Origin of the sequence: Streptomyces panacea, assembly GCF_040560175.1 — a bacterium.
Lineage (GTDB): Bacteria > Actinomycetota > Actinomycetes > Streptomycetales > Streptomycetaceae > Streptomyces > Streptomyces panacea.
Window position 1 is genome coordinate 61,951 of record NZ_JARJHW010000006.1, and the last position, 23,566, is coordinate 85,516.

16 protein-coding genes are annotated in these 23,566 nt (G+C 70.6%); 4 read left to right on the forward strand and 12 right to left on the reverse strand.

The features are described from left to right. Positions 1 to 60: 60 nt before the first annotated feature. Complete coding sequence (locus P3L51_RS03175) at positions 61 to 267, reverse strand: MbtH family protein (protein WP_354603459.1); 207 nt, start codon at positions 265 to 267, stop codon at positions 61 to 63. Continuing rightward, complete coding sequence (locus P3L51_RS03180; protein WP_354603460.1) at positions 264 to 10,898, reverse strand: non-ribosomal peptide synthetase; 10,635 nt, start codon at positions 10,896 to 10,898, stop codon at positions 264 to 266. Before P3L51_RS03180 ends, P3L51_RS03175 begins: the two co-directional genes overlap by 4 nt. A 403-nt stretch (positions 10,899 to 11,301) precedes the next feature. Between P3L51_RS03180 and P3L51_RS03185 the strand changes: the two genes are divergently transcribed. Next, positions 11,302 to 11,613, forward strand: coding sequence for a hypothetical protein (locus tag P3L51_RS03185; protein ID WP_354603461.1), 312 nt, complete (start codon positions 11,302 to 11,304; stop codon positions 11,611 to 11,613). A gap of 1,019 nt (positions 11,614 to 12,632) precedes the next feature. Here P3L51_RS03185 and P3L51_RS03190 read toward each other — a convergent pair. The 3 genes from P3L51_RS03190 to P3L51_RS03200 form a co-directional block, all read right to left on the reverse strand. Beyond that, the gene (locus P3L51_RS03190) at positions 12,633 to 13,517 is read right to left on the reverse strand and encodes a helix-turn-helix transcriptional regulator (RefSeq protein WP_354603487.1); all 885 of its coding nucleotides are present in this window, start codon (positions 13,515 to 13,517) and stop codon (positions 12,633 to 12,635) included. A gap of 41 nt (positions 13,518 to 13,558) precedes the next feature. Further along, the gene (locus tag P3L51_RS03195; RefSeq protein WP_354603462.1) at positions 13,559 to 14,380 is read right to left on the reverse strand and encodes an SDR family oxidoreductase; all 822 of its coding nucleotides are present in this window, start codon (positions 14,378 to 14,380) and stop codon (positions 13,559 to 13,561) included. A gap of 728 nt (positions 14,381 to 15,108) precedes the next feature. Beyond that, a complete protein-coding gene (locus tag P3L51_RS03200) occupies positions 15,109 to 16,074 on the reverse strand; it encodes a pirin family protein (protein ID WP_354603463.1) in 966 nt (321 codons plus the stop codon). Between the two features lie 144 nt (positions 16,075 to 16,218). On the opposite strand from P3L51_RS03200, the gene P3L51_RS03205 reads away from it, so the two are divergent. Then, complete coding sequence (locus P3L51_RS03205) at positions 16,219 to 16,569, forward strand: tetratricopeptide repeat protein (protein ID WP_354603464.1); 351 nt, start codon at positions 16,219 to 16,221, stop codon at positions 16,567 to 16,569. 94 nt (positions 16,570 to 16,663) lie between these two features. On the opposite strand, the gene ligD is transcribed toward P3L51_RS03205, so the two are convergent. The 7 genes from ligD to P3L51_RS03240 form a co-directional block, all read right to left on the reverse strand. Next, entirely contained in the window at positions 16,664 to 17,599 is a 936-nt protein-coding gene (gene ligD, locus P3L51_RS03210) for a non-homologous end-joining DNA ligase (RefSeq protein ID WP_354603465.1), read from the reverse strand. Between the two features lie 30 nt (positions 17,600 to 17,629). Then, complete coding sequence (locus P3L51_RS03215) at positions 17,630 to 18,055, reverse strand: WhiB family transcriptional regulator (RefSeq protein ID WP_435594361.1); 426 nt, start codon at positions 18,053 to 18,055, stop codon at positions 17,630 to 17,632. Then, positions 18,056 to 18,238 carry a hypothetical protein gene (locus P3L51_RS03220; RefSeq protein ID WP_354603466.1) on the reverse strand — a complete coding sequence of 61 codons (183 nt, stop codon included), beginning with the start codon at positions 18,236 to 18,238 and terminating at the stop codon, positions 18,056 to 18,058. Positions 18,239 to 18,443: 205 nt separating this feature from the next. Continuing rightward, positions 18,444 to 18,941, reverse strand: coding sequence for an ATP-binding protein (locus P3L51_RS03225; protein ID WP_354603467.1), 498 nt, complete (start codon positions 18,939 to 18,941; stop codon positions 18,444 to 18,446). Between the two features lie 248 nt (positions 18,942 to 19,189). Beyond that, the gene (locus P3L51_RS03230; protein ID WP_354603468.1) at positions 19,190 to 19,597 is read right to left on the reverse strand and encodes a hypothetical protein; all 408 of its coding nucleotides are present in this window, start codon (positions 19,595 to 19,597) and stop codon (positions 19,190 to 19,192) included. A gap of 34 nt (positions 19,598 to 19,631) precedes the next feature. Beyond that, positions 19,632 to 19,883, reverse strand: a complete 252-nt coding sequence (locus P3L51_RS03235; protein ID WP_354603469.1) for a hypothetical protein — start codon at positions 19,881 to 19,883, stop codon at positions 19,632 to 19,634. Positions 19,884 to 20,009: 126 nt separating this feature from the next. Then, positions 20,010 to 20,801 carry a VOC family protein gene (locus P3L51_RS03240; protein ID WP_354603470.1) on the reverse strand — a complete coding sequence of 264 codons (792 nt, stop codon included), beginning with the start codon at positions 20,799 to 20,801 and terminating at the stop codon, positions 20,010 to 20,012. Positions 20,802 to 21,138: 337 nt separating this feature from the next. Here P3L51_RS03240 and P3L51_RS03245 point away from each other — a divergent pair, with 337 nt between their 5' ends. Beyond that, positions 21,139 to 22,053, forward strand: coding sequence for a cation diffusion facilitator family transporter (locus P3L51_RS03245; RefSeq protein ID WP_354603471.1), 915 nt, complete (start codon positions 21,139 to 21,141; stop codon positions 22,051 to 22,053). 269 nt (positions 22,054 to 22,322) lie between these two features. Next, the gene (locus tag P3L51_RS03250; protein ID WP_354603472.1) at positions 22,323 to 23,414 is read left to right on the forward strand and encodes a magnesium and cobalt transport protein CorA; all 1,092 of its coding nucleotides are present in this window, start codon (positions 22,323 to 22,325) and stop codon (positions 23,412 to 23,414) included. Positions 23,415 to 23,566: the final 152 nt, after the last annotated feature.

Consider the following 23,566-nt stretch of genomic DNA (forward strand, 5'->3'; position numbering starts at 1 on the left):
TCTCAGCCTCTTTTCAGCGGGCGGCGGCGTGCGGCAGGCGACGGGCGGCGGTCGCGGGAGTCATACGGCCGCGATGCGCGCGCTCCTGGGCGTGAGGTCGGTCCAGTTCCGTTCGACGTAGTCGTGGCAGGCGGTCTGGTCGGCCGGCCCGAAGACCTCTTCCCAGCCGGCCGGGAGCGCGGCGAAGGAGGGCCACAGGGCGTGCTGTCCCTCGTCGTTGACGAGCACGCGGTGCTGGGTGCGGGGGTCGTCGAAGGGGTTGGTCATGACAGTTCTCCTTGTGTGGTGCGGTGGGGGGCGCGCAGGGCTGCCGCCACGGTGGCGCCGATCTGCTCCCGCGCGGCGGGCTGCATCATCTGCGCGTGGGTGCAGGCCACGTCGTGGTTCTCGATGGGGCCGGTGATGTACGGGGCCCAGAGGTCGAGGCCGAAGGTGTCGCGGGGACGGCCTTCGGTGGCGGTGAAGAAGAGGGCGGGTCCCTGGAAGACGCGCGGGGTGTAGATCCGCATCAGCCGTGCCTGGCCGGCGAAGTTGTCGACCATCGCGTCGATGGTGAGCGGCTCCAGTGCGCCGAGCGGGCTGCCGATGCGGCGGAACTCGTCGCGTACGGAGGCCGCGTCGACGGCTGCCGCGCCGTCGAGTGCGCCGGCGTCGACGCCCAGGTTGCTGAGCAGCGCCCGGAAGACGGTGTCGCGCCCCGCGCTGTCGAGGTCATCGAGCGGCGCGAGCGGGAACGCGTCCAGGATGGCGAGCAGCGCCACCCGCTCGCCCGCCTCCTGGAGTTGGACGGCGACCTCCTGAACGAGGTTGCCCCCGAAGGACCAGCCGAGCAGATGGTAGGGGCCGTGGGGCTGTACCCGGCGCAGCTCGGCCACGTACACCGCCGCCATCTCCTCCATGCTGTCGGGGAAGGGCGCGGTTCCGTCCAGATTCGGGGTCTGGAGGCCGTACATGGGCTGGTCGGCGTCCAGGTGGGGCAGCAGTCCCGCGTACGACCAGGCGAGGCCGCCCGCCGGATGGACGCAGAACAGTGGCGGCCGGGCGCCGGTGGTGCGCAGCGGGAGCAGCGTCGCGAGCGAGCTGCCCTCGGTGGCGTTCGCGCCTCCTTCCTGGAGGCGTTCGGCGAGGGCGCCGACGGTCGGGGCCTCGAAGAGCGCGCGAATGCTCACCTCCACGCCGAGGGTGGCGCGGATCCGGGCGATGAGCCGGGTGGCGAGGAGGGAGTGACCGCCGAGCGCGAAGAAGTCGTCGTCGATCAGGACCTGTTCGACGCCGAGGGCTTCGGCGAAGAGGGTGCAGAGGATGTCCTCGCGGGGGTTGCGGGGCCCGCGGCCGGTGCTGTCCGTCTGTCGCGTGGTGACGGGGGTGGGCAGCGCGGCGTGGTCGAGCTTGCCGTTGGGGGTGAGCGGGATCGTGTGCAGGGTCGTCCAGGCGGACGGGACCATGTAGGCGGGCAGGTGGCGGGCGGCGTGGGCGCGGACGGCTTCGAGGTCGGCTGGGCCCGTTCCGGGGGCCTCGGCGGGTACGACGTGGGCGATGAGCTGGATGCCCACCCCACCGTCCGCGCCGTCCGGCACCGGGACGACGACCGCCTCGGCGACGCTCGGGTGTCTGCGCAGTACGGCGGCGATCTCGCCGACCTCGACCCGGAAGCCGCGCACCTTGATCTGGCCGTCCGAGCGTCCGGCGAACTCCAGTGCGCCGTCGGCGGATCGCCGCGCCCGGTCCCCGGTGCGGTACATCCGGGTGCCGGGCGGACCGTAGGGGTCGGGCAGGAAGCGGGCGGCGGTCTCGCCCGGACGGCCGAGGTAGCCGTGGGCGAGGCTGTCGCCGGCGAGGTGGAGGTCTCCGGTGACGCCCGGCGGTACGGGCCGCAGTCCGGCGTCGAGGAGCCGGACCCGCGTCCCGCTGACGGGCGTGCCGAGTACCGGCTTCTCGGAGTCCCCGAGTTGGGCGGTCAGGGTGTCGACGGTGGCTTCGGTGGGCCCGTAGAAGTTCCGGGCGTCCAGGCCGGGGACCTCGCGCAACTCGGTCCAGAGCGCGGGCGGTACGGCCTCTCCGCCGAGGATCAGAACGGCGGGCCGGTGGTCGCCGTCGAGGAGTCCGGCGTCGAGGAGCTGGCGGGCGTGGGTGGGCGTGGTCTCCAGTACATCGAGTCGGCGGGCGCGGACGGCGGCGACGAGCCCTTCCGGGTCGCGCCGGGTCAGGTCGTCGGCCAGGTGCAGTTCGTGACCTTCGATCATCCAGAGCACTGGGTCCCAGGAGGCGTCGAAGGAGAGAGTGGCGGTGAGGGCGGCGGTGAGCCGGCTCCTGCCGGTGCGGCGCATCGCGGGGGCGTAGAGGTCCCGCCGGTGATGCTCCAGCAGCCGCGCCAGTGAACGGTGTCCGACGAGAACGCCCTTGGGCCGCCCGGTGGATCCGGAGGTGTGGATGAGGTAGGCGGGATCACCGGCCGTGGGGGCGGGGGTGGTGGCGTCACTCCCCGGGCTCCCGGCGTCGGCCGCGCCCCTGGGCCTACCGGCCATCGAGTCGGGGCCGAGGACCAGGCGGGCCCGGTCCGGTGGGATCCGGTCGTCGGTGGACGCGGCGGTGAGGACCAGGGGCGGGCGGGCGTCGTCGAGGATCGTCTCGATACGGGCCGCGGGGAGGCTCAGGTCGATGGGCGTGTAGACCGCGCCCGCCTTCAGTACGCCCAGCAGCGCCGCGATCGAGTCCGTCGAACGGGGCAGCAGCACAGCGACCGGGTCGCCGGTCGCCACTCCCGCCGACGTGAGCAGTGACGCGATGCGGTCCGAGCGGGAGGCCAGTTCGGGAAAGGAGAGCCGGCCGTCGGGCGCGGTCACGGCGATGTCGCCGCTGCGCGAGCGTGCCACCGTCGCGGCGAAACGGTCGAGCACGGTGTGCTCGACCGCGGACGGTGCCTCCGTGTCGCCGATAAGTGCCGCCTCTTCGGCGGGGCCGTACAGCGGCAGGTCGCGTACCGGAGTTCCGGGCGCGGTGGCCGCCGCGTCCACCAGGTGGCGGAACCAGTCGGCGATCCGGTGAGCCGTCGGCTCGTCGAACAGGTCGCGGGCGAACTCCAGCGTGCCGCCGAGCCGGTCACCGCTGCCGTCGTCCCCGGGCCGCTCGGTGAAGCTGAACGACAGGTCGAACTTGGCCCCGCCCGTCTCGACGCCGTCCATCGTGGCGTGCAGTCCGGGCAGGTCGAGCCGGGGCGGGCGGGTGTTGTTGAGGGTGAGCATGACCTGGAAGAGGGGGTGGCGGCTCAGTGAGCGGCTGGGCCGGACTTCCTCCACCAGCCGTTCGAAGGGCAGTTCCTGGTGCGCGTATGCGGCGAGGTCCGTCTCCCGTACCCGGCCCAGCAGTTCACGGAAGCTCGCCGTGCTGTCCCAGCCGACCCTCAGCGCAAGGGTGTTGACGAAGAAGCCGACCAGCCCGTCCAGTGCCTCGTCCGTACGCCCGGCGACCGGAGTGCCGATCGTGACGTCGTCCCCTGCACCGATCCGGCTCAGCAGCGCCGCCAGTGCGGCGTGCAGCACCATGAAGGTACTGGTGGCGGACTCCTTGGCCAGCACGGCGACGGCACGGGTCGTGCCGGCCGGAAGGTCGATGCCGACGGTGCCGCCGCGGCCGGTGGACCACTGGGGCCTCGGCCGGTCGACGGGCAGCACCGTCTCCTCCGGTGCCCCCCGCATCTGCGAGGCCCAGTAGGCCAGTTGCCGTGCCGCCAAGGAGTCGGGCTCGCCCTCGGCGCCGAGAAGGGTCCGCTGCCAGAGCGTGTAGTCGGCGTACTGGACCGGCAGAGGCTCCCAGGTGGGGGCACGGCCCCCCGTACGGGCGGCGTAGGCGCCCGCGAGATCCTGGGCAAGGGGTCCCATCGACCAGCCGTCGGCGGCTATGTGGTGCACCGTCAGAAGCAGTACGTGCCGGTCGGCGGCGAGCGCGAACAGCTCGGCGCGCAGCGGTATCTCGGCCGCCAGGTCGAACCGGCGTCCGGCTGAGGCCCGCAGAGCCGCGCCGAGGGCTTCGTCGGACATGCCGTCGATCGGTTCGTCGCCGGCCGACGGCGCCGGTGTCACGGGGGTCACGGGGGTCACGGGCATTTCGGGGCGCGCGTCGCCGGGGTCGAGCACGGCCTGGAAGGGCTCGCCCTCGCTCTCGCGGATCAGGGTGCGCAGGCTCTCGTGCCGGGCGACGACGTCGCCGAGCGCGGAACGCAGCGCGTCGCGGTCCAGCAGTCCCGACAGCCGTACGGCGATGGGGATGTGATAGGCGGCGTCAGTCTCGTCCGGGGTCATGCCGTGCAGGAACCACAGCCGGCGCTGGGCCGGTGACAGCGGCGGTCGCAGGGGCCTGTTGGCGCGCCGCAGCGCGGGGCGCGCGGCGCCCGCCTCGTCCAGCCGCTCGGCGAGCGCGGCCGGGGTGGTCGCCTCGAAGAGCGTGCGCACCGGCAGCTCGACACCGAAGGCACCCCGGATACGGCCGATGACGTGGACGGCGAGCAGCGAGTGACCGCCGAGTTCGAAGAAGTCGTCGTCGCGGAAGACCTCTTCGCGGTCCAGGCACTCCGCGAAGAGCGCGCACAGGATCTCCTCGCGCGCCGAGCGCGGAGCGCCGCCTCGGTCTTCGAGCCCCGCCCGGTCCTCGGCCGTCCTGGGCAGCGCGTCGAAGTCGACCTTGCCGTGCACGGTCAGCGGCAGCCCCGGCACGGGCACGATCAGTGACGGCACCATGTATTCGGGCAGCCGGTCGGCGGCGAAGGCCCGCAGCGCGCGGGCTTTCAGCTGCTGTCCGTCGCAGGGCACGACCCAGGCGACGAGCCGTCCCGTGCCGCCGGCGTCGGGCCGTACGGCGACAGCCGCCTGCGCGACATCGCTGTGGCGGATCAGCGCCGCCTCGACCTCGCCGGTCTCCACGCGGAAGCCGCGCACCTTGATCTGGCCGTCCGCGCGGCCGACGAATTCGAGGCGCCCCTCGCGGCGCCGCACGAGGTCGCCGGTGCGGTACATACGGGTGCCGGGGGCGCCGTAGGGGTCGGGCAGGAACCGCGCGGCGGTGGCGCCCGCCGCGTTCTCGTAGCCCCGGGCCAGACCCGCTCCCGCCAGGTACAGCTCGCCCGTCGTGCCGGGCGCCACCGGCTGGAGCCGGGCGTCGAGCACCCGTGCGCGGGTGTGGGCGACCGGTTGGCCGATGTGCGGGCGGGTGCCCGCCGTGATGCGGCCCATGACACTGTCGACGGTGACTTCGGTGGGCCCGTACAGATTCCATACAGCCACGTCGCGCAGAGCGCCGAGTTCGTCCCACAGGGCGTCGTTGACGGGCTCGCCGCCGAGAGCGAGCACGCGAAGGCGCGGCCTGCCGTGGGCGAACAGCCCACTGGCGCGCAGTTGTTCGAGGAAGGACGGGGTGGTCTCGACCACGTCGACGGCGCGGTGGTGCAGGAAGGCGGTGAGAGCTTCCGGATCGCGCCGGGTCACGTCGTCCACGAGGTGCAGTTCATGGCCCGCGACCATCCACAGCAGTGGGTCCCAGGACGCGTCGAAGGTGGTGGCCGCCGTGAGGGCGACGCGCAGCGGACGGCCGTTGTTCGCGGCCTCCGCCGGGCCCATCAGCCTCTCCCGGTGACCGGCGAACAGGTTCGCCAGTGAGCGGTGCTCGACCACGACACCCTTGGGTCGGCCGGTGGAGCCTGAGGTGTAGAGGACGTACGCCGCATCCCCGGCGCGCGGCGGCTCGGGCAGCCGGCCGACCGGGCCGCGAGGGGCCGGGTGGTCCAGGACGAGCCTGCGGTGCCCCGTCGCGGGCAGCGCGTCGTCGGTCGCCCGGGTGGTCAGCACCAGCCGTGGGTCGGCGGTGTCGAGAATGAGCTGGTTCCGGGAGTGGGGGTGGGCCGGGTCGAGCGGTACGTGGACGGCGCCGGCACGCAGGACACCCAGCAGCGCGGCGATGTAGTGCGCGGTCCGGGGCAGGGCGACGGCCACCCGGTCGCCCTGCCCGACACCCGCCTCGTACAGCGTCCTGGCCACCTGTTCGCTCCGTGCCAGCAGTTCACCGAAGGTGAGGGAGCCTTCCGCGTCGACCACGGCGGTACGGCCGGGATCGGCGGTGGCCCGCGAGGTGAAGACGTCCGAGATGGTCCAGTCGGGTCCTTGCCCTCCCGAGTTGACGAGCATCCCGGAGGTGGACGGCTCGGCCGTCGCCCTCGGCAGTTCGTCGACAGCTGCCCCGCGCTCCTCTCCTGACAGGAAGGACGAGTCGGTGACGGGCTGGTCCGGCCGCCCTACCAGGGTGCTCAGGAGCGCGGCGAAGTGAGCCGCGAACCGCTCGGCGGTCCGCCGGTCGAAGAGGTCCTCGGCGAATTCCAGCTCGCCGGTGAGACCGGCCGGTTCTCCTTCGGCGTCCTGGCGCTCGGCCAGGTCCCAGGTGAGATCGAACTTCGCGCCCGACCGGCCGATCGACGTGTCGTGTCGGACAGTGAGATCCGCGAGCGAGCCGCGAGCGCCGGGAGTGTTGTTCAGGCTGAGCATCACCTGGAACAGCGGGTGCCTGGACGACGAGCGGGACGGCCGCAGTTCCTCCACCAGTCGCTCGAAGGGCAGGTCCTGGTGGGCGTAGGCGGCCAGGTCGGCGGCGCGGACGCGCCGCAGTAGTTCGTGGAAGTCCGGGTCGCCGGAGGTGTCGGTGCGCAGCACCAGGGAGTTGACGAAGAAGCCGACCATGTCGGACAGCGCGTCGTCGGTGCGGCCGGCGACCGGTGTGCCGACGGTGATGTCGTCACCGGCGCCGAGCCGGGTCATCAGTGCGGTGAGTGCGGCATGCAGGACCATGAAGGTGCTGGTGCCCGAGTCGGCCGCGAGGTGTACGAGCGCCTGATGGGTGACCGCGTCGATCCGGACCGGTACGGCGCCGCCCTTGCCGGAGTGCCGGGCGGGGCGCGGCCGGTCGGCCGGAAAGGTCACCTCGGGCGGGAGGCCGTCGAGAACGGCGGACCAGTGGGTGAGCTGCCCCTCGGCGAGGCTGCCGGCCTCGCGGGGATCCCCGAGGAGGTCCCGCTGCCAGAGGGTGTAGTCAACGTACTGGACCGCCAGAGGCGCCCAGGCGGGAGCGGTACCGCGGCGGCGTGCCTCGTACGCGTCGGACAGGTCGCGCATCAGCGGGCGCATGGACCAGCCGTCGGCCACGATGTGATGGAGCGTCAGCACCAACAGGTGCTCATCGACGGGTCCGTCGGCGCCGAGTTCGGGGCCAGCGCCGGGGCCAGCGCCGGGGCCGGGGCCGGCGGTGAACAGCTCTGCCCGCAGGGGCGGTTCGGAGCCGAGCGCGAAGGCGGAGTCGTCCGGACGTACCGGACCACCACCGGCCGGGAAAGCCTTTGCCACCAGCGGGATACGGACCTGCTCCGCGGGCAGTACGCGCTGGTAGGGCCCGTGCTCGTCCTCCCCGAAAACCGTCCGCAGGCTCTCGTGCCGCCCGACGAGATCCCCCAGGGCGTCCGCCAGCGCGGCACGGTCGAGGCTGCCGTACAGACGGAGTGCGATCGGCAAGTGGTAGGCGGCGCCCACCTCTCCCATCCGCTCCAGCAGCCAGAGCCGCTGCTGTGCGAAGGACAGCGGCACACGCGCGGGGCGTGGCTCGACGGCAGCGACCGGTGGCCGTACCGGAGCGCTCATGTCCAGGGCGGTGACCAGCCCGGCTGGAGTCGGGTGGTCGAACAGCGCCCGGATGGGCACCTCGGAGCCGAACCGGTCCCTGACGCGGCTCACCAGCCGTGTCGCCAGCAGTGAATGGCCCCCCAGGAGAAAGAAGTTGTCGTCCCTGCCGACGGCCGGCACCTCCAGGCACTCGGCGAAGACCGTGCACATCAACTCCTCCTCGGGCGTGCGCGGTACACCGCCACCACGTGCGGCGAGGGGGGTCGCGGCCGGGAGGAGATCCGTGTCGAGCTTGCCGTTGGGAGTGAGCGGCAGCCGCGGGAGGACGGCGTAAGCGCTGGGCACCATGTGCTCGGGCAGCACCTCGGCGAGCGCCTCACGCAAGGCGTGGAGGCCGGACGGGTCGGACATCTCCGGCGCGTCCGCGTCGCTGCCGGACCCGCCTTCGGTGACGAGGTAAGCAGCCAGCCGCTCCACGCCCCCGCGCGACGGGTGGAGAACGACCGCCGCGTCCGCCACGCCTTGAAGCGACCGCAACGCGGCCTCGATCTCGCCGGTCTCCACCCGGTAGCCCCGGATCTTGACCTGGCTGTCGCCGCGCCCGAGGAATTCCAGCATGCCGTTCTCGCTCCACCGCGCGAGGTCGCCGGTCCGGTACATCCGCCGTCCCGGCGGGCCGAACGGGTCGGGCAGGAATCGCTCGGCGGTGAGCCCGGGGCGTCCGGCGTACCCGCGCGCGACGCCTTCGCCGGAGACGTACAACTCCCCCGGGGCGCCGACCGGAAGCGGATGAAGTGCGGTGTCCAGCACGTACGCCCGTGCGCCCGCGACGGGGCGGCCGATGACGGGGGTGCCGCCCGCGATGCGTGAGGTGACGGCGTTCACGGTGGTTTCGGTGGGGCCGTAGAAGTTGAAGACCACAAGGTCGCGGTGGGCGGCGAGTTCGTTCCACAGCGCGTCGTCGACGGCCTCGCCGCCAAGAGCAATGACCCGGGGCCGGTGAGCGGGCGCGGACAGCAACCCGGCGGTCATCATCTGCCGCATGTAGGTGGGGGTGGTCTCGATGGCATCGATGCGCCGCTCGACCAGGAACTCCACCAGTGCCTGGGGATCGCGGCGCGTGTCGTCGTCCACGATGTGCAGTTCGTGTCCAGCGACCATCCACAGCACCGGGTCCCAGGAGGCGTCGAACGACGTCGCGGCGGTGAGTGCGACGCGCAGTCGGCGCCCGAGGGACTGTTCGGCGTGCGCGTGCGCCTCGCCGCGGTGGTGCTCCAGGAGATTGGTCAGTGAACGGTGTTCGACGACGACGCCCTTGGGACGGCCGGTCGATCCGGAGGTGTAGATGACGTACGCGGCATCGCCGGGGCCGGGCGGATCGGTATGTACGTACGCGCCGCCCGCCATGGATGCCGACTCGGCGGGGTCGACCAACGGCAGGGTGCGTCCCGGATCGGTGGTGGCCGCCGTGTCGGCCGTGGCCACCAGCGCCACCGGCCGGGAGTCGGCGAGCATGTAGGCGACGCGGTCGGCCGGGTAGGACGGGTCCAGCGGCAGGTAGGCGGCGCCGCAGCGCATCACCGCGAGCAGGGCGACCACAAGGTCGGTGGACCGGGGCAGTCCGACGGCCACGCGGGTACCCGGTCCGGCGCCGTGCCCGGCGAGTTCGGTGGCGAGCGCCGAGACACGCGTGTCCAGTTGGGCGAAGGTCAGACGGGTGTCGGCGCATACGACGGCCGTGTCGTGCGGCGTCCGCCGGGCCTGCTCGGCGAACTGCTCGGGAAGCGAGGCAGGTCGCGTTCCGTCCTGCGGGGCGGCGACCGGCTCCCCCGCGCCGAGTCCGATGATCCGCCGGTGCTCGTCCTCGGGAACAATGGTCAGTGAGCCGAGTTGACGGGTGTGGTCGTCGGCGAACGCCTCCACGAGCCGGCAGAAGGCGTCGTGGTGCCGCTCCAGCTCGCGCTCGGTGTACAGAGCGGGGTTGCCCAGCAGATCGACACGCAGACCTCCGTCCGCGTACGACGCGTGCACGGCGACCGCCAGGTCCTCGACCGGTCCGATGGAGAGGTTGTGCAGGGTCGCGGTGTGCGGGCCGAAGAGGAGCCGGTCGTCGAAGGCGAGAACGTTGACGGACGGGCCGGTCAACGGCCGGCGTGAGGTCCCGAGTCCGCCGTCGAATCCTCCCGCGGCTCCGTCGTCCTGCCTGCGGTCGCGGCGCAGGCTCTCCGAGGGGTAGCGCTGGTGCTTCAGCACGCTCCTGGCCTCGGCGGAGGCGCGCTTGGCGACGTCCGCCACCCGGTCGGAGGGAGAGATCTCCAGCCGCATCGGCAGAATATTGGACAGCATGGTGGGGGTGGTGCGGGCAACGGCGGTGCGGCGGCCGGTCACCGGCAGCCCGATGACGACTTCGCCCAGTCCCCGGCTGCGGTGCAGGTAGACGCCCATCGCGGCCATGAAGAAGGTCGGCCACGCCACACCGGCGGCCTTGGCCGCGGCACGCAGCCGCTCACTGCCGCCGGCGTCGAACTCCCGGCGTACGGCAAGGAATCGGCGCCCCGGTCCGGACACCGCCGAGCCGTCGTGCAGGCTCGTCGGAGCGGGGGCACCGTCGAAGTGATCCGCCCAGTAGCGCCCATCGGCCGCGTACTTCTCGGAGGACCGGTAGGCGGCCTCGTCGTCGATGACGGGACCGAGAGGGGCGGCACGGTGCTCGACGGGCTCGCCGGGGGCGGTCACCAGGTGCGTGTAGACCTCAGCGATCCGGGCGAGCGCGAGGGCCGCGCCGTAGCCGTCCAGAGCGAGGTGGTGCACCTGCTGGTGGAAGAGGTGGCGCGCGTCTGCGAGCCGGTACAGCGTCATCCGCACAAGCGGTCCGGTGGCGATGTCGGCGGGCCGCGCGAGATCCGCCTCCATCAGGCGCAGGGCTTCGCGCCAGGGGGCCGGATGGGCGGAGAGATCAACCAGGGGAAGATCTATTCGAATGTCCGGGTGGATTTCCTGGAAAGGAACGCCGTCGCTTTCACCGAACGTCACCCGCAGCGCCTCTGACTCCTCGCAGACATGCCGCACGGCCCTGCCGAGGAGCGCCTGGTCCAAATCACCTCGCACATCCGCGTATTCGGCGATGTTGTACGCCGGATTGGCAGGATCCAACTGCTGGGCGAACCACAAACCCCGCTGCGCGGCGGTAAGAGGAAGAGTGCGGGTGGAAGTGTCCGCCGAAGTGGGGGTGTGCGGTGCGGTCACGCCGGTATCACCTTTGCGCTGGGCCTGAAGGAGCGGCTGGATGGCATCGGCAGCCGCCGGGGCAGGGAGTCGTTCACGGGCCGCTCAGTCCGGCCCCCACCACCCTGAAAGCGCTCCGATCGCCGTACACGCTCGCGAAGCAGATGTGCCGTTCGAGTACACAGACACCGCCCTCTGTGATGGACATCGCCGAAATCGCGCTGACAACAAGGGGTTCGGAGTCGTGGATCAACCGGATTGCCGGTGTGACCCAGCACACACCATCCGGCCATTCGCACTTCACAACTGCACAAAGCTCACCGAGTGAGACCTGCGTCACAGATCGGCGGGACACCAAGCCCGTCAGCACTCGGCCTCGAATCTCCGCGCAACGCAACAGTTCCGTACGAGACTTGGAGCGCAGTTGAAGATTCCCGCATCCATCACCCGCCTGACCGTCGCGACGGCGGCCGCCGGCGCCCTGCTGCTGTCGGCGTCGACCGGCGCGAACGCTTTCAGCGCCTCGGATTCGTCCCGTGGCACGGCGATATCGGAGAAGAGCGGCCAACAGGGCACCGGGACAGGACCGTTGTCGAACGTCTACCGCGGAATACAGGGCGGGAATTTGTGCCTGCTGGCACACTGCACCGTCGGGGATTCCGCGGGCAGCGGCGGCTCCAGCCAGACGCAGGGGGCGAATATCTGCCTGCTGGCGGTCTGTACCGTACGCCCCTGACGCCACCTCATACCCAAGCGCCTCAAGTGCGGGGCGTGAACATCGTCAGCCCCTGCGTCCGCGCCGGATCACCTTCCGCCCAGGAGGGGCCGGTACGCGTTCACCGACAGATCAAAGTATGGCGGGCAGAGCGAGCCGGACGGGTGGGAGATCGGCGGCGGCGATCACAGGTCCCCGCCGATCACCACACGGGCTGCCCGAACTCGGTCGGGGAAATCGACCGGCGGAACACCGATGGGCGGGCCAGGGGTTCGGGGTCGTCCAGAGGACGGGCTGATCGGTGGCCTCAACCGCACCCGACCCACTGATGGAGTACGGGACCCGGGGCCGGAGATCTCGATCTCCGGCCCCGGCGCCTTCCGACGCGCCCCAGCGCGCCCGTACCCGCTCGATGTCACCTCGCTGCGGGCTGATAGCACCGCGCGGCGACGACGCCCCACCAGTACCCATGGCGTGGCGCGCCCGCGCCGGTCAGCCCCACCGGCCCGTGGACCGAGCGCGTCAACCTTGTGACTTCGCCCTCCCCCGCACTTCCGGGCCACCGAAACGGTCATGGCCGCTCACGGCCTTGTTCGCCGTCCCCGAGCGTCTGGTGTCCAAGCGTGTTGCCGCGTCGGCGGAGCCGGGTGTCACCCCGCACGGTTTGATGCCTTCCGAAAATGTTTGGGCGAGAAACCGGTCACGCGGCGGAACGCTCTCAGATTTATAACCGGTCGCGAACTGCGGTTGTGATGTCTGAGCCCGGATCCACCGGCTTGATGCCGGTGGATGGTTCACCCAGAAACGAAGAAGTGCCTTGCGACCTGCGATGACGGGGTTTTTCTAGGACCACATCAGGCACGATCGACAAGGCACTTCCGAGATGCGAAGTTCCCCTGCCGCGGCGGCGGTCTCATCCGCGTTCGATGATCCGAACCTGATCGCGTACGGCGGGCTGGAGCCGGGTGCGGCTGGCCGAGCGGTGCGGTCTGCCCGCGCTGGTCGGGGAAACGGACCCTAGTACGGCTAAAGGGGTTGGACTATCCATTGTGTGCTTCGAGCTCGGTCGCCAGCGTCTGTTGGGTGGCCGCCCACGACGCCAAGAGCGCCAGATTGTCAGCGGTCGGTGTGCCCGCGGGTGCGGTGTAGACGTTGAGGTGCAGGCCGGGTTCGGCGGGCAGTTCCAGGGACTCGACGTCCAAGTCGAGCCGGCCCACGATCGGATGGCGCATACGCTTGCGGCCGGAGCGGTGCAGCCGCACGTCCTGAGATGCCCACCGCTGCCGAAACAGCTCACTGCACGTTGACAGTTCGCCGACTAGGGCGATCAGCTCCTCGTCGTGCGGATTGCGGCCGGCTTCCATGCGTAGCTTCGCAGCCACGGCACCGGCGACTTGGTCGTAATCGACAAAGAAATCTCTGGCCGCCTCGGGCTTCAGATAGACGAACCGCGCTGTGTTCGCGGGCCGTCGCGAATCGGCCAGCACCGGTGAATACAGCGCGCGAGCGAGTTGATTCATGGCGAGCACGTCGTAACGGCCGTTACCGATCCAGGCCGGCGCGTCGGAGATCGCGTCGAGCACCCGCTGCAGTGTCGAGCGCACCGTCACGGCAGTCTTACGCCGGCGCGGACCGCTCGGCGTCCTGGATTGGCGGGCGAGGTGGAACAGGTGGTCGCGCTCGGCCTCGTCGAGTTGCAGCGCAGAGGCCAACGCGTCGAGCACGCCGTCGGAGGCACCTGCGAGGCTGCCGCGCTCCATGCGCACGTAGTAGTCGACCGATACCCCCGCGAGCAGCGCTACCTCCTCGCGGCGCAGACCTTTGACCCGACGGTTGCCGCCGTAAGCGGGCAGGCCCGCCTGCGCGGGTGCGATGCGGGCGCGACGCGAGCTGAGAAACTCCCGGATCTCGGTGCGTGGATCCATCGTGGCCATCCCCCTACCATAGGCCCGTTCAGCCGTACTAATCAGTGGCCCCTGACGGGGGGTGTACCCGTTGCAGTCGTCGCGGTGCCGCCATCCACCGGGATGATGGCGCCCGTGAGGTAGGACCCAGCCCGGCTGGCGAGAAACACGGCGATACCCGCCATGTCGTCGTCGCGGCCGAGCCGGCGCAGTGGGGCCGCCGCCGCGATCTTGTCGCCGATGGCATCGAGCGTGGCCCCCATCATCTGCGACGGGAAGACTCCCGGTGCTACCGCGTTCACCGTGACGTGCTGTGGGCCCAGCTCCCGGGCAAGCACTCTGGTGAGTTGATGGAGTGCCGCTTTGCTGCTGGCGTACGAGTAGGTGGGCGCCTGGGCGACGTGGATGGCGGCGATACTGCCGATGTTGATGATCCGTGCCGGATCATCAGCGGTTCCCGCCCTGCGAAGTGCGGGTAGCAGCGCCTGCACCAGCCAGAACGGCGACTTGAGGTTGAGGTCGATCACTGAGTCCCAGGCCTCGTCCGGGAACGTCTCCAGCGGCTCGCTACGCATCGCTCCCGCGTTGTTGACGAGGATGTCCAGACGTTCCGAGTCGGCCATGACAAGACCAGCGAGGCGCTGGCACTCGTCGTGCCTGGACAGGTCGGCGGGAATTGCTTGGACGTCGCCGAATTCGGATAGCAGCCGCTGTGCCTCCGCGCACGTGTCCGCATTGCGTGAGCTGATGACGACGCGGGCGCCCGCCTGGAGAAGGCCGCGCGCAATCATCATCCCAATGCCCTTGGTGCCGCCAGTGACAAGTGCGTACTTCCCACTCAGATCGAAAAGTTCTGTGTGAGTGGTGAATTGGTTGTCCGTCATTGGTATCCGTTCCTTCTGTCGTGTCAGAATGCGCCGACACGGTCACGCATTCGGGGCAGCAGCTGAATTGAGCTGATGGGGGTAAAGCTGCAGTACGTGTCCATGGAGTGTTGTCGGCGCTTTCGACTCAACCAGGTTGACAGGCGTTGTGCTCATCCGGGAGACCCTGGTGATACAGGTACTGTCAGAACCCCCCTTCCGTAGTGGGCTGAGTCCGGATCCACCGGCTTGATGCCGGTGGATGGTTCACCCAGAAATGAAGAAGTGCCTTGCGGCCTGCGATGGTGGGGTTTTTCTAGGACCACATCAGGCACGATCGGCAAGGCACTTCCGAGATGCAACCCATGCTGGTCGGGCGAACTGCCCCCAGGGGTGGTCCAGGTGCTGCTGCCCGACACTCGTACGCCGGGCGACTCCTGGCTCGACCGGCGCTCACACGACCTGCGTCTGTTCGATCCCGGCTTCACGCCCGACCTGCTCAAGAACGGGTGGGCCTGGCTTGAGGAAACGCTTGAATCTCTCAGCGCGGGATCTGATTACTCATCAGTAAGGTCAGCAAAGGGTCAGCAAGTGTCTGATCAGTCCTGGTCACAGGTGCCGACACCTGCAACCGCAGCCTCCGCCAAGAGAGCGCCCGACAGCGGGCACAACCGTGCCCCCTCACCACTCTGGTGAGGGGGCACGGCGAAGGCCACGCGGTGGGCTGCGGCAGGATCAATCAGGGCAGGTCAGCGCACCCGGCCGCGGGGTTTCAGGGCTACCGGCGGGAGTTCCGGGGCGGGGAGGCGGGTGCCGTCGTAGCCCGTGACCTCGCCGAAGCGGGGGCCCTCCATCCAGTCCTTGCGCGCCGCCTCGATCTCCTCGTGCGAGCGGCCGATGAAGTTCCACCACATCACGATCTCCTCCTCGAACGGCTCGCCTCCCAGCAGCATCAAGCCCGCCGCGGAGTCCGTGCGGATCGGGAGTTCCGTGCGGCCGCAGCCGAGGTAGAGCATCGAGCCCGCCGGGACCGGGACGCCGTCGACCTTCGCCTCGCCCGACATCGCCAGCACCGCGTACTCGAAGTCCGGGTCGAGGGGCAGTCGCGCGTCGGTTCCCGGGGTGAGGGTGAGGTCGGCGCCGACCAGGGGGGTGTACGTCGTGCCCGGCGAGGTGGTGCCGTCCAGGGTGCCCAGGATGACGGTGGCCGTCAGGCCCGGGGCCGTGACCTCGGGGAGGTCCGCGTGGTGCTGGAAGTGCGGGTCCACGTCGCGGTGGGCGTCGGGGAGCGCGACCCACAACTGGGCGCCGTGCAGAAGCCGGGCGTGTGGGCGGGGGCTCTCCTCGGAGTGGCTGATCGCGCGGCCCGAGGTCATGAGGCCCAGCTCTCGGGGACGTACGGTCTGGAGGCTGCCCAGGCTGTCTCGGTGCAGGACCTCGCCGTCGTGGAGCCAGCTGACCGTCTGCAGGCCCATGTGCGGGTGGGGTGGCACCTGCATGCCGGGCTCGTCGGCGATGTCGTCGGGGCCGTAGTGATCCACGAAGGCCCACGCGCCGACCATGCGGCGTCCGAGGTTGGGCAGCAGCCGGCGCACTTCCGTGGACTCGCCGAGCTTGACGTGACGGGGGCTGAGGAGTTCACGCACCGGCTCGGCGACGACGAAGCCACGGCCGCCGCAGACGGAGAGCGTCGCCTGACGATCAAGATTGCTCATGGCGCCCAACTTAATCCCGCCAGGTGCCCGAGGGCAGCATCCACGCGATAACGGTCGGAGCAGTAGTGGAATGTTCAACAATCTTGGGGTGTTGTGGGGTGGTGAAAGCAGTCACCGGACATCACCGGGACCCAGGGAGGGCAAGTGAACAGCGACTACTTCGACTTCGGAACCGCCGCGGAGCGTTGGGCGCGTGCTCAGCAGTTCTTCGACGCCCAGGAGTACGTCACGGCCGCCGCCATCCTCGAAGGGCTGGTGGCCGAAGTACCGGAGCAGGTCGGGCCGCGGCTGCTGCTCGCCCGCGCCTACTACCACTCCGCCCGCCTCCGGAAGGCCGAGACGGAACTGCTCGCCGTACTGGAGCGTGACCCCGTCGAGCAGTACGCGCGCCTGATGCTGGGCCGCACGCTGGAGCGGCAGGGACGGGCCGGCGACGCCGCGCCGCATCTGCGGATGGCCGCCGCGCTGGCGGGCGAGTTCCCCACGACCGTCTGAAACGGGACGTCCGAAGCGGGATGTCCGAAGCAGGACGTCCGAAGCGGGACGTCCGAAGCGGGACGTCCGAAGCGGGACGTCCGAAGCGGGGCATCTAGCGCAGGGCGTCCAGCCGGCGCCGTGCCGGGGCGAGCGACCTGCCCCTGGTCGGAACATCGGACCAGGGGCGGGTGCGCGCCTGCTCCAGCACGTCCCCCACCGTCCAGCGCCGCGCCGTGACCGCCGGGTCCTTCACCTGGTCCCAGCTGATCGGCGTCGCGACCGGAGCCCCTTCCCCCGGGCGTACGGAGAAGGGGGCGACGGCCGTCTGCGCGTACGCGTTGCGCTGGACGTCCAGATAGAGCCGGCCGCCCCGGGCGTCCGTGCGCTGCTCCGTCGTCAGCCGGTCCGGGTCCCGCGCCGCCAGTACGCGCGCCACGTCCGTGGCGAAGGCCCGTACCTCGTCGAATGCCGTACGTCTGTCCAGCCGGACGATCACGTGCAGCCCTTTGGAGCCGGTCGTCATCGGCATGGCGGGCAGGCTCAACTCGTCGAGCAGTTCGCGGAGCAGCAGCGCGGCAGCTCGTACCGGCTCGAAGTCGTCCTCCGCCGGGTCCAGGTCGAACACCAGCCGGTCCGGGAAGTCCGGGCGGTCCGCCCGCGACAGCCAGCGATGGAGGGTGATGCTCGCCTGGTCGGCGAGGTACACGAGCGTCGCGGTGTCCTCGCACACGGGGTGCGTGACGGTCCCGCCCTTCTTCGCCATCTCGGCCCGCCGCGCCCAGTCGGGGTAGTTCCCCGGAATGTTCTTCTGCATGAAGCGCGGACCGTCGAGACCGTCCGGGTGCCGCTCCAACATCAGTGGCCTGCCCTTGAGTTCGGGCAGCATGTAGCGGGCGACGGTGCGGTAGTGCTCGACGAGATCCGCCTTCGTCAACCCCGCCCATCGGCCGGAGCGCGGGAAGAGTACCTTCCGCGGCCGGTGGATCTGTACGGTCCGGCGGCCCGCCCGTACGCTTTCCGCCTCCGCGCCCGCGGGGCCTGCGCTCATCGCACTCACGCCTCCTCGGGCCGCGCCGGCCTAGTGGGTACGGGGACGGCGCGTACCGCCCGGCCCCGATGGCTGCCTGCCGCGCGGCGCGGGCACCCTGCGCCGGCCGTTGCGGCGGAGCTTGCGGCGCTCCTCCTCGTCCGTACCGCCCCAAACCCCGGACGTACGGCCGGTGTTCAGCGCCCATTCGAGGCACTGGCTCTCCACCGGGCAGTTGTGGCACACCGCCTTGGCGCGCGCCACCTGCTCGGCGGCGGGATCGGAATCCCCCACCGGGAAGAAGAGTTCGGGATCGGCGCCCACGCAGGCCGCGTCCCGCAGCCATTCCCACGCGTCCGCGCCGGAGCCCGTCCAGCCCTCGTCCGTCGTTCCTGTCTGTCCCGTCTGACCTGTCTGACCTGTCTGACCTGTCTGACCTGTCTGACCTGTCTGATCGATGTGCAGCCGCGCAGTCATTCAGTCCTCTCCCCGCACCACATTCCAGTCCTGATCCACCGTCTCCTGACGTTCCGCGCCGGCGTCTCTCGCCTCGCGTTCGCGTTCGCGTCTGGTGACGCGCGCCGGCAGGCACGTACGCAACTGGCCCTCGTGCTCGGCCGATCGGCTGCGGGCGCCTGATGGGCCCCGGTCGGATTTCATCTCTGACTCCTTGTCTCCGCGCCGCAAGGGGCGCGGGATCTCACCCGAGCGCGTACCCGTCGTCCCCGGGCCGAAAAGCGCGAGCCGGGACGGGCCGGCGATACGGCTCCGAGCGACCCGGCCCAGCACGAGTTGCGAGTTACGATTCGCGAGACACGGGCTACGGGCTACGGGCTACGGGCTACGGGCTACGGCGTGAACGCCGTCAGGCCGATGCGAGTGACGGCGCGAACGTCGGCACCAGGGCCAGGGCCGACACCGGCTCCTTCGCCGCGGCGTCGGTCCCGCCCACCGGGACAACGGGCAGGCGCGGAACGTTCTGCGGCGCCTCGACGCTCCTGGTGAACCAGACGACTTTGCCCTCCGCCGTGCCACATGTGCCCCAGGTGTCGCTGACCGAGGCCAGGCGGGCGAGTCCACCGCCACCGGCCGACGGCAGTCGGGGCAGCTCGGGACCGTTGTCCGAGACGGCGGCCGTGAGATACCGGCCGGTCCAGCGGAGTTCGACCATGCACTTGTTGTCCCCACCGACATGACGGTGGACATTGGTCAGCAGTTCGTCGATGCCCGAGCAGACCGGGTCGACGTGCGGGTCGAGATTCCAGTGCCGAAGGTGTGCGGCGACGATGCGCCGTATCTGCGATACGCGCTCCGGAGAGGCGTGCAATTCCACCACGTAGTAACGGGCGAGTGGAATCGTCATGGTCGAGGCTCCTCACACACAGAGGCCCACGTGCTTCACCACGTTGTCGCAACGACCCCCGAATACGAAGCGTGAGCATTTGCCACTTCTGGGTCACTGAAAAGACTGACCCGACGGAGCCGAATGCGCAACTTCTCGGATTCCCGCCGGTGCTCACGGCCGCTCCCGGACACCGAGCGGGACGGTGCTCCGGGAGGCCGGAGGCCACGTTTACCGCAGGAGTGCCCCTGGGGGGGGCCTGGGGCGGCTCAGGGGCGACGCGTGTCCAGCCGCAGCTGGGCCTCCTGCTCCTGGTCACCCGCGGCCGTACCCAGCACCTCCACGGCGAATGCCCCGGTCAGCGCCTCTTGCAGTCTGGCGACCGCCCAGTAGCCGCCCTGGATGTCCGCCGTCACCGGCCTGGTCAGCGGGGTCGGGGCGGCCTGGTCCCGTACCTCCGACACGTCGAAGGTGGAACTCCACACCGTCGGGCGGGCGCCGGCCACTTCCTGTGGTCTGTCGTCGGACGCGCGGTCGGAGGCGAAGGCGGTGCGCAGCGCGCCGAAGACGGCGTGGGCGTCCGAGGACTCGCAGCCGCTGATTTCCACCGTCACTTCTGTGTCGGCGCTGTGTGCCGCCGTGGGCTTCCGCGTGGGCTTCTGCGTGCTTTTCGCCATGGGTTCCTCCACTGGGAAGTGGGTGCCGGGCCGGTCAGCCCGAAGGTTCGTCGGGGACGGGCTGCTCGGGGTGCACCCCGCCCGTGTGGGGGTTGCCGCGCCGGCCGGCACCGGCCTCGTCCGGGCCGTCGGAGTCATCGGCGTCGTCATACGCGTCCCCGGCGTCGTCCAGCCCCTCGATGTCCACGTCCAGCGGATCGTCTCCGGGCCGGGCGTGCTGGTCGGGCAGATCCCTCGGCACGGCCGAGCCGTTGCCCTCGGAGTCGTCCGGATGTCGCTGGTTCACGTGATTCCCTTCGTCGCCGATGTCCTCGCCGATGTCCTCGCCGCCTACCCACTCGGCGGGCCTGGATACCGGGCGGGCCCGGCCTTGATCCGGGGCCCCTCGGGCAGCGGCCCGATCAGCTGTCGGTCAGCGGTCCGTCAGGGTGAAAAGCCCGCCGTCGGGATCCCGCAGCGTGACCTGTTCCCCGTCGCCGTACGCCGTCTCCTCCGCCGCGACCACGACGCCGCCCCGCTCCTCGGCGGCCTCGACAGCGGCTCTGACCGCCTTCACGCCGTCCACGGGGAACGACACGTGCCAGCGTGGGCGCAGATGCGGGTCCACCGCCGCCTCGATGCCGCCGCTGCTTATTCGCGCCACGACATACCCGGAACCGTGCCCCGTACGGAGCACGACATGGTCCTCCTCGTAGCTGACGTCGATGCCGCCGGGTCGGTCCTCGGCCCAGTGCAGCACCTCGCCGTAGAAGATCGCCGAGGCGATGGCGTCATAGGTACGCAGTTCCAGCCGGAAGGGCGGTGAGCCGAGTTCGACGGTGGCGTCGGGCAGCGGCTCGCCCTCCCAGAAGCCGAAGACCGCCCCGTCCCGGTCGGCGGCGAGCGCCGCCCGCCCCATCTCGAAGGCGAGGGGACCCACGGCGACCGTCGCGCTGCGCTCCCTGATTCGGGAGGCTGTCGCGTCCACGTCGCTCACCACGAAGTACGGCGTCCACGCGACGGCCACCTGGAGGGCGGGGGCCAGCGCGCCGATGCTCGCGACCGGTACGCCGTCGGTCTCGGCCACGACGAACTGGTCGCCGAGCTTCGCCGGGCGGAAGGTCCAGCCGAGTACGGCGCCGTAGAAGTTCTGCGCGTCCGCCAGGTCGCGGGCCAGCAGGCTCGCCCAGCACGGGGCCCCGAACACAGGATGCCTCGCCGCCATGGCCGCTCGCCTCACTCCGGTCGTGCCAGTGGATGCCCCCGCGCTCCCCTCCGCTCCCTGACGACTGTGCCAGCAGAGCGCGCGGCCCGCATGTCGCCCGGTTCCGGGAGAGGGGGCGGCCCGCCAGAGCCGTACGGCTGATCCCGGCACCGATTCGGCCGGGACGGGCGGGGTACACGCGCCGCAGCGGCCGGTCCGTGAGGACCGGCCCGCCCGGACTGACGCCACACCCGTGCGCTCAGTCCGCACGCGCAATCCACGTTCCGCACCGCCGGCGGTCACCGTCTCCACAGGTGACCGCCGGTTTCCGCTTCACTCTCATCGACGGTGGGCCGACTTGAACCAGAAGGAATCCGACGCCAAGACCCGGGTCACCATCCTCGTGGCCCTCGCCGCGAACATCGTCATCGCCGTCGCGAAGGCCATCGGCGGTCTCCTCTCGGGATCGCCCGCGCTCCTCTCCGAGGCGGCGCACTCCGTGGCCGACAGCACCAACGAGATCTTCCTGCTCACCGCGCTGCGCCGCAGCAGGCGCCCCGCCGATCGCCGTCACCCCTTCGGCTACGGCAAGGAGCGCTACTTCTGGTCCCTGCTCGCGGCGGTCGGGATCTTCGTCATGGGCGGCTGTTTCTCCGTCTACCAGGGCTATCACGCCCTGGTCACGGACGACGGGGAGAAGCCGAGCGGTTACGCGGTCGGCCTGATCGTCCTCGCCGTCGCACTGGTCGCCGAGGGCAGCTCGCTGCTCCGCGCCCTCCATCAACTGCGCAAGCAGAAGGACAGCGCCAAGGACCCCGCCGTACGGACCGTCGTCGCCGAGGACTCGACCGCCGTGCTCGGCGTGCTGCTCGCCATGGCGGGCATGGTCCTGCATCTGATCACCGGCGAGGTGGTCTGGGAGGCGGGCGCGTCCTTCGGTATCGGTCTGCTGCTGGTGTACGTCGCGTACCGGCTCGGCGCCGAGGCGCGCGTTCAACTCGTCGGCGAGTCCGTCGATCCCGAGCTGCGTGGCAGGATCGCCTCGCTCCTCGACGCCCAGCCGGAGATCGACAACGTCGCCCAGTTGCTGACGATGCGGCTCGGCATGGACTCGGCGCTCATCGCGGCCCGGATCGATCTGGTGCCGGGGCTCGACAGCGAGGACATCGAGCTGATCTGCGTACGCATCAAGCGCTCGGTGGTCGAGACCTGGCCGGAGGCCGACCAGGTCTTCCTCGACATCACGGAGGCCCCGCCGGAGGGAGGCGCGTAAGCCTGGCTGGGCCCGGTGATGCGGTCGGCCGAGCGGTGCGGGTCCGCGCTGTTGCGAGGCCGACGTCCGCCGTGGCCGAACACCGGCCCGCAGGACGCCGGCCACGGCAGTCGGCCACGGCAGTCGGCCGTTGCCAACAGCCCCTGCCCACCGCGCTCTTGAGGCCCTTCCCGGTCCCCTCCGGCACCAGGGGCCGGGGACCGGGGACGGCGCCCCGTGGGTGGTGGCAGACTGGCCGCCGATCCATCGAACGGAGCCTCCTCGTGCCCATGATCCGTCGCCTCCGCCGGGCGGTGCGGCGCGTCTACCGCAGCACTGTCGACCTCAGCCACCCGGCCCGGTCGCCGCTCGGCAGCGCGGTAGTGAATTGCGTGGTCTACGAGGACGGCATACGTCAGCCGGGCGACTGGCCGGCCGAGGAAGCGGTCCGGCGGGTCCGCAAGTCCGGCAGGGGCTTCGTGTGGATCGGTCTGCACGAGCCCGACGAGGCCGAGTTCAAGGGTCTCGCCGAGTTGTTCGGGCTCCATCCGCTGGCCGTCGAGGACGCCGTGCACGCGCATCAGCGGCCGAAGGTCGAGAGTTACGACGGGGCGCTGTTCGCGGTCTTCAAGACCTGCCGCTACGTCGATCACGAGGCGCTCACCGCCACCAGCGAAGTGGTGGACACGGGCGAGTTGATGGTCTTCACGGGGGCGGACTTCGTGATCACGATCAGGCACGGCAGGCACGGTTCGCTCGGCCCTCTCAGGGAGCGGCTGGAGGCCGCGCCCGAGCGGCTGGCGATGGGGACGTCGTCCGTGCTGCACGCGATCGCGGACCAAGTGGTCGACGACTCCCTCGCCGTCGCCGACGCCGTCCAGGACGACATCGACCATGTCGAGACCGCCGTCTTCAACGAATCGGCGGGCCGGGCGGGCAAGGGTGACGCCGGGCGTATCTACCAGCTCAAGCGGGAGCTGCTGGAGCTGAAGCGGGCCGTGGCGCCGCTGGACAGGCCGCTCGACATGCTGGCCAACCGGACGCTGCCGGGTGTCACCCCCGACGTACGCCCGTACTTCCGCGACGTCGCCGACCATCTGGCCCGGCTCACCGAGCAGATCGCGGCCTTCGACAACCTGCTGGACTCGATCCTCCAGGCCCATCTCGCCCAGGTGACCGTCGTGCAGAACGAGGACATGCGCAAGATCACCGCGTGGGCCGCGATCATCGCCGTGCCGACCATGGTCTGCGGGATCTACGGGATGAACTTCGAGCACATGCCCGGCCTGGGGTGGACGTACGGCTATCCGACCGCCATCGCTCTCATGGCCACGGCGTGCTACGTCCTGCACCGGAGCTTCCGGCGCAACGGCTGGCTGTAACGGCCTGCTGTTACGGCCTGCTGTTACGGCCGCCCATCACACAACGCGCACCGCGCACCCGACCAGGACAGGCTGAGGTACATTATCGAATGTATGTGCGACTCCCTCTGAGTACGGTGTACGCTAGCCGCTCGCCGAGAAGCACGAGGAGC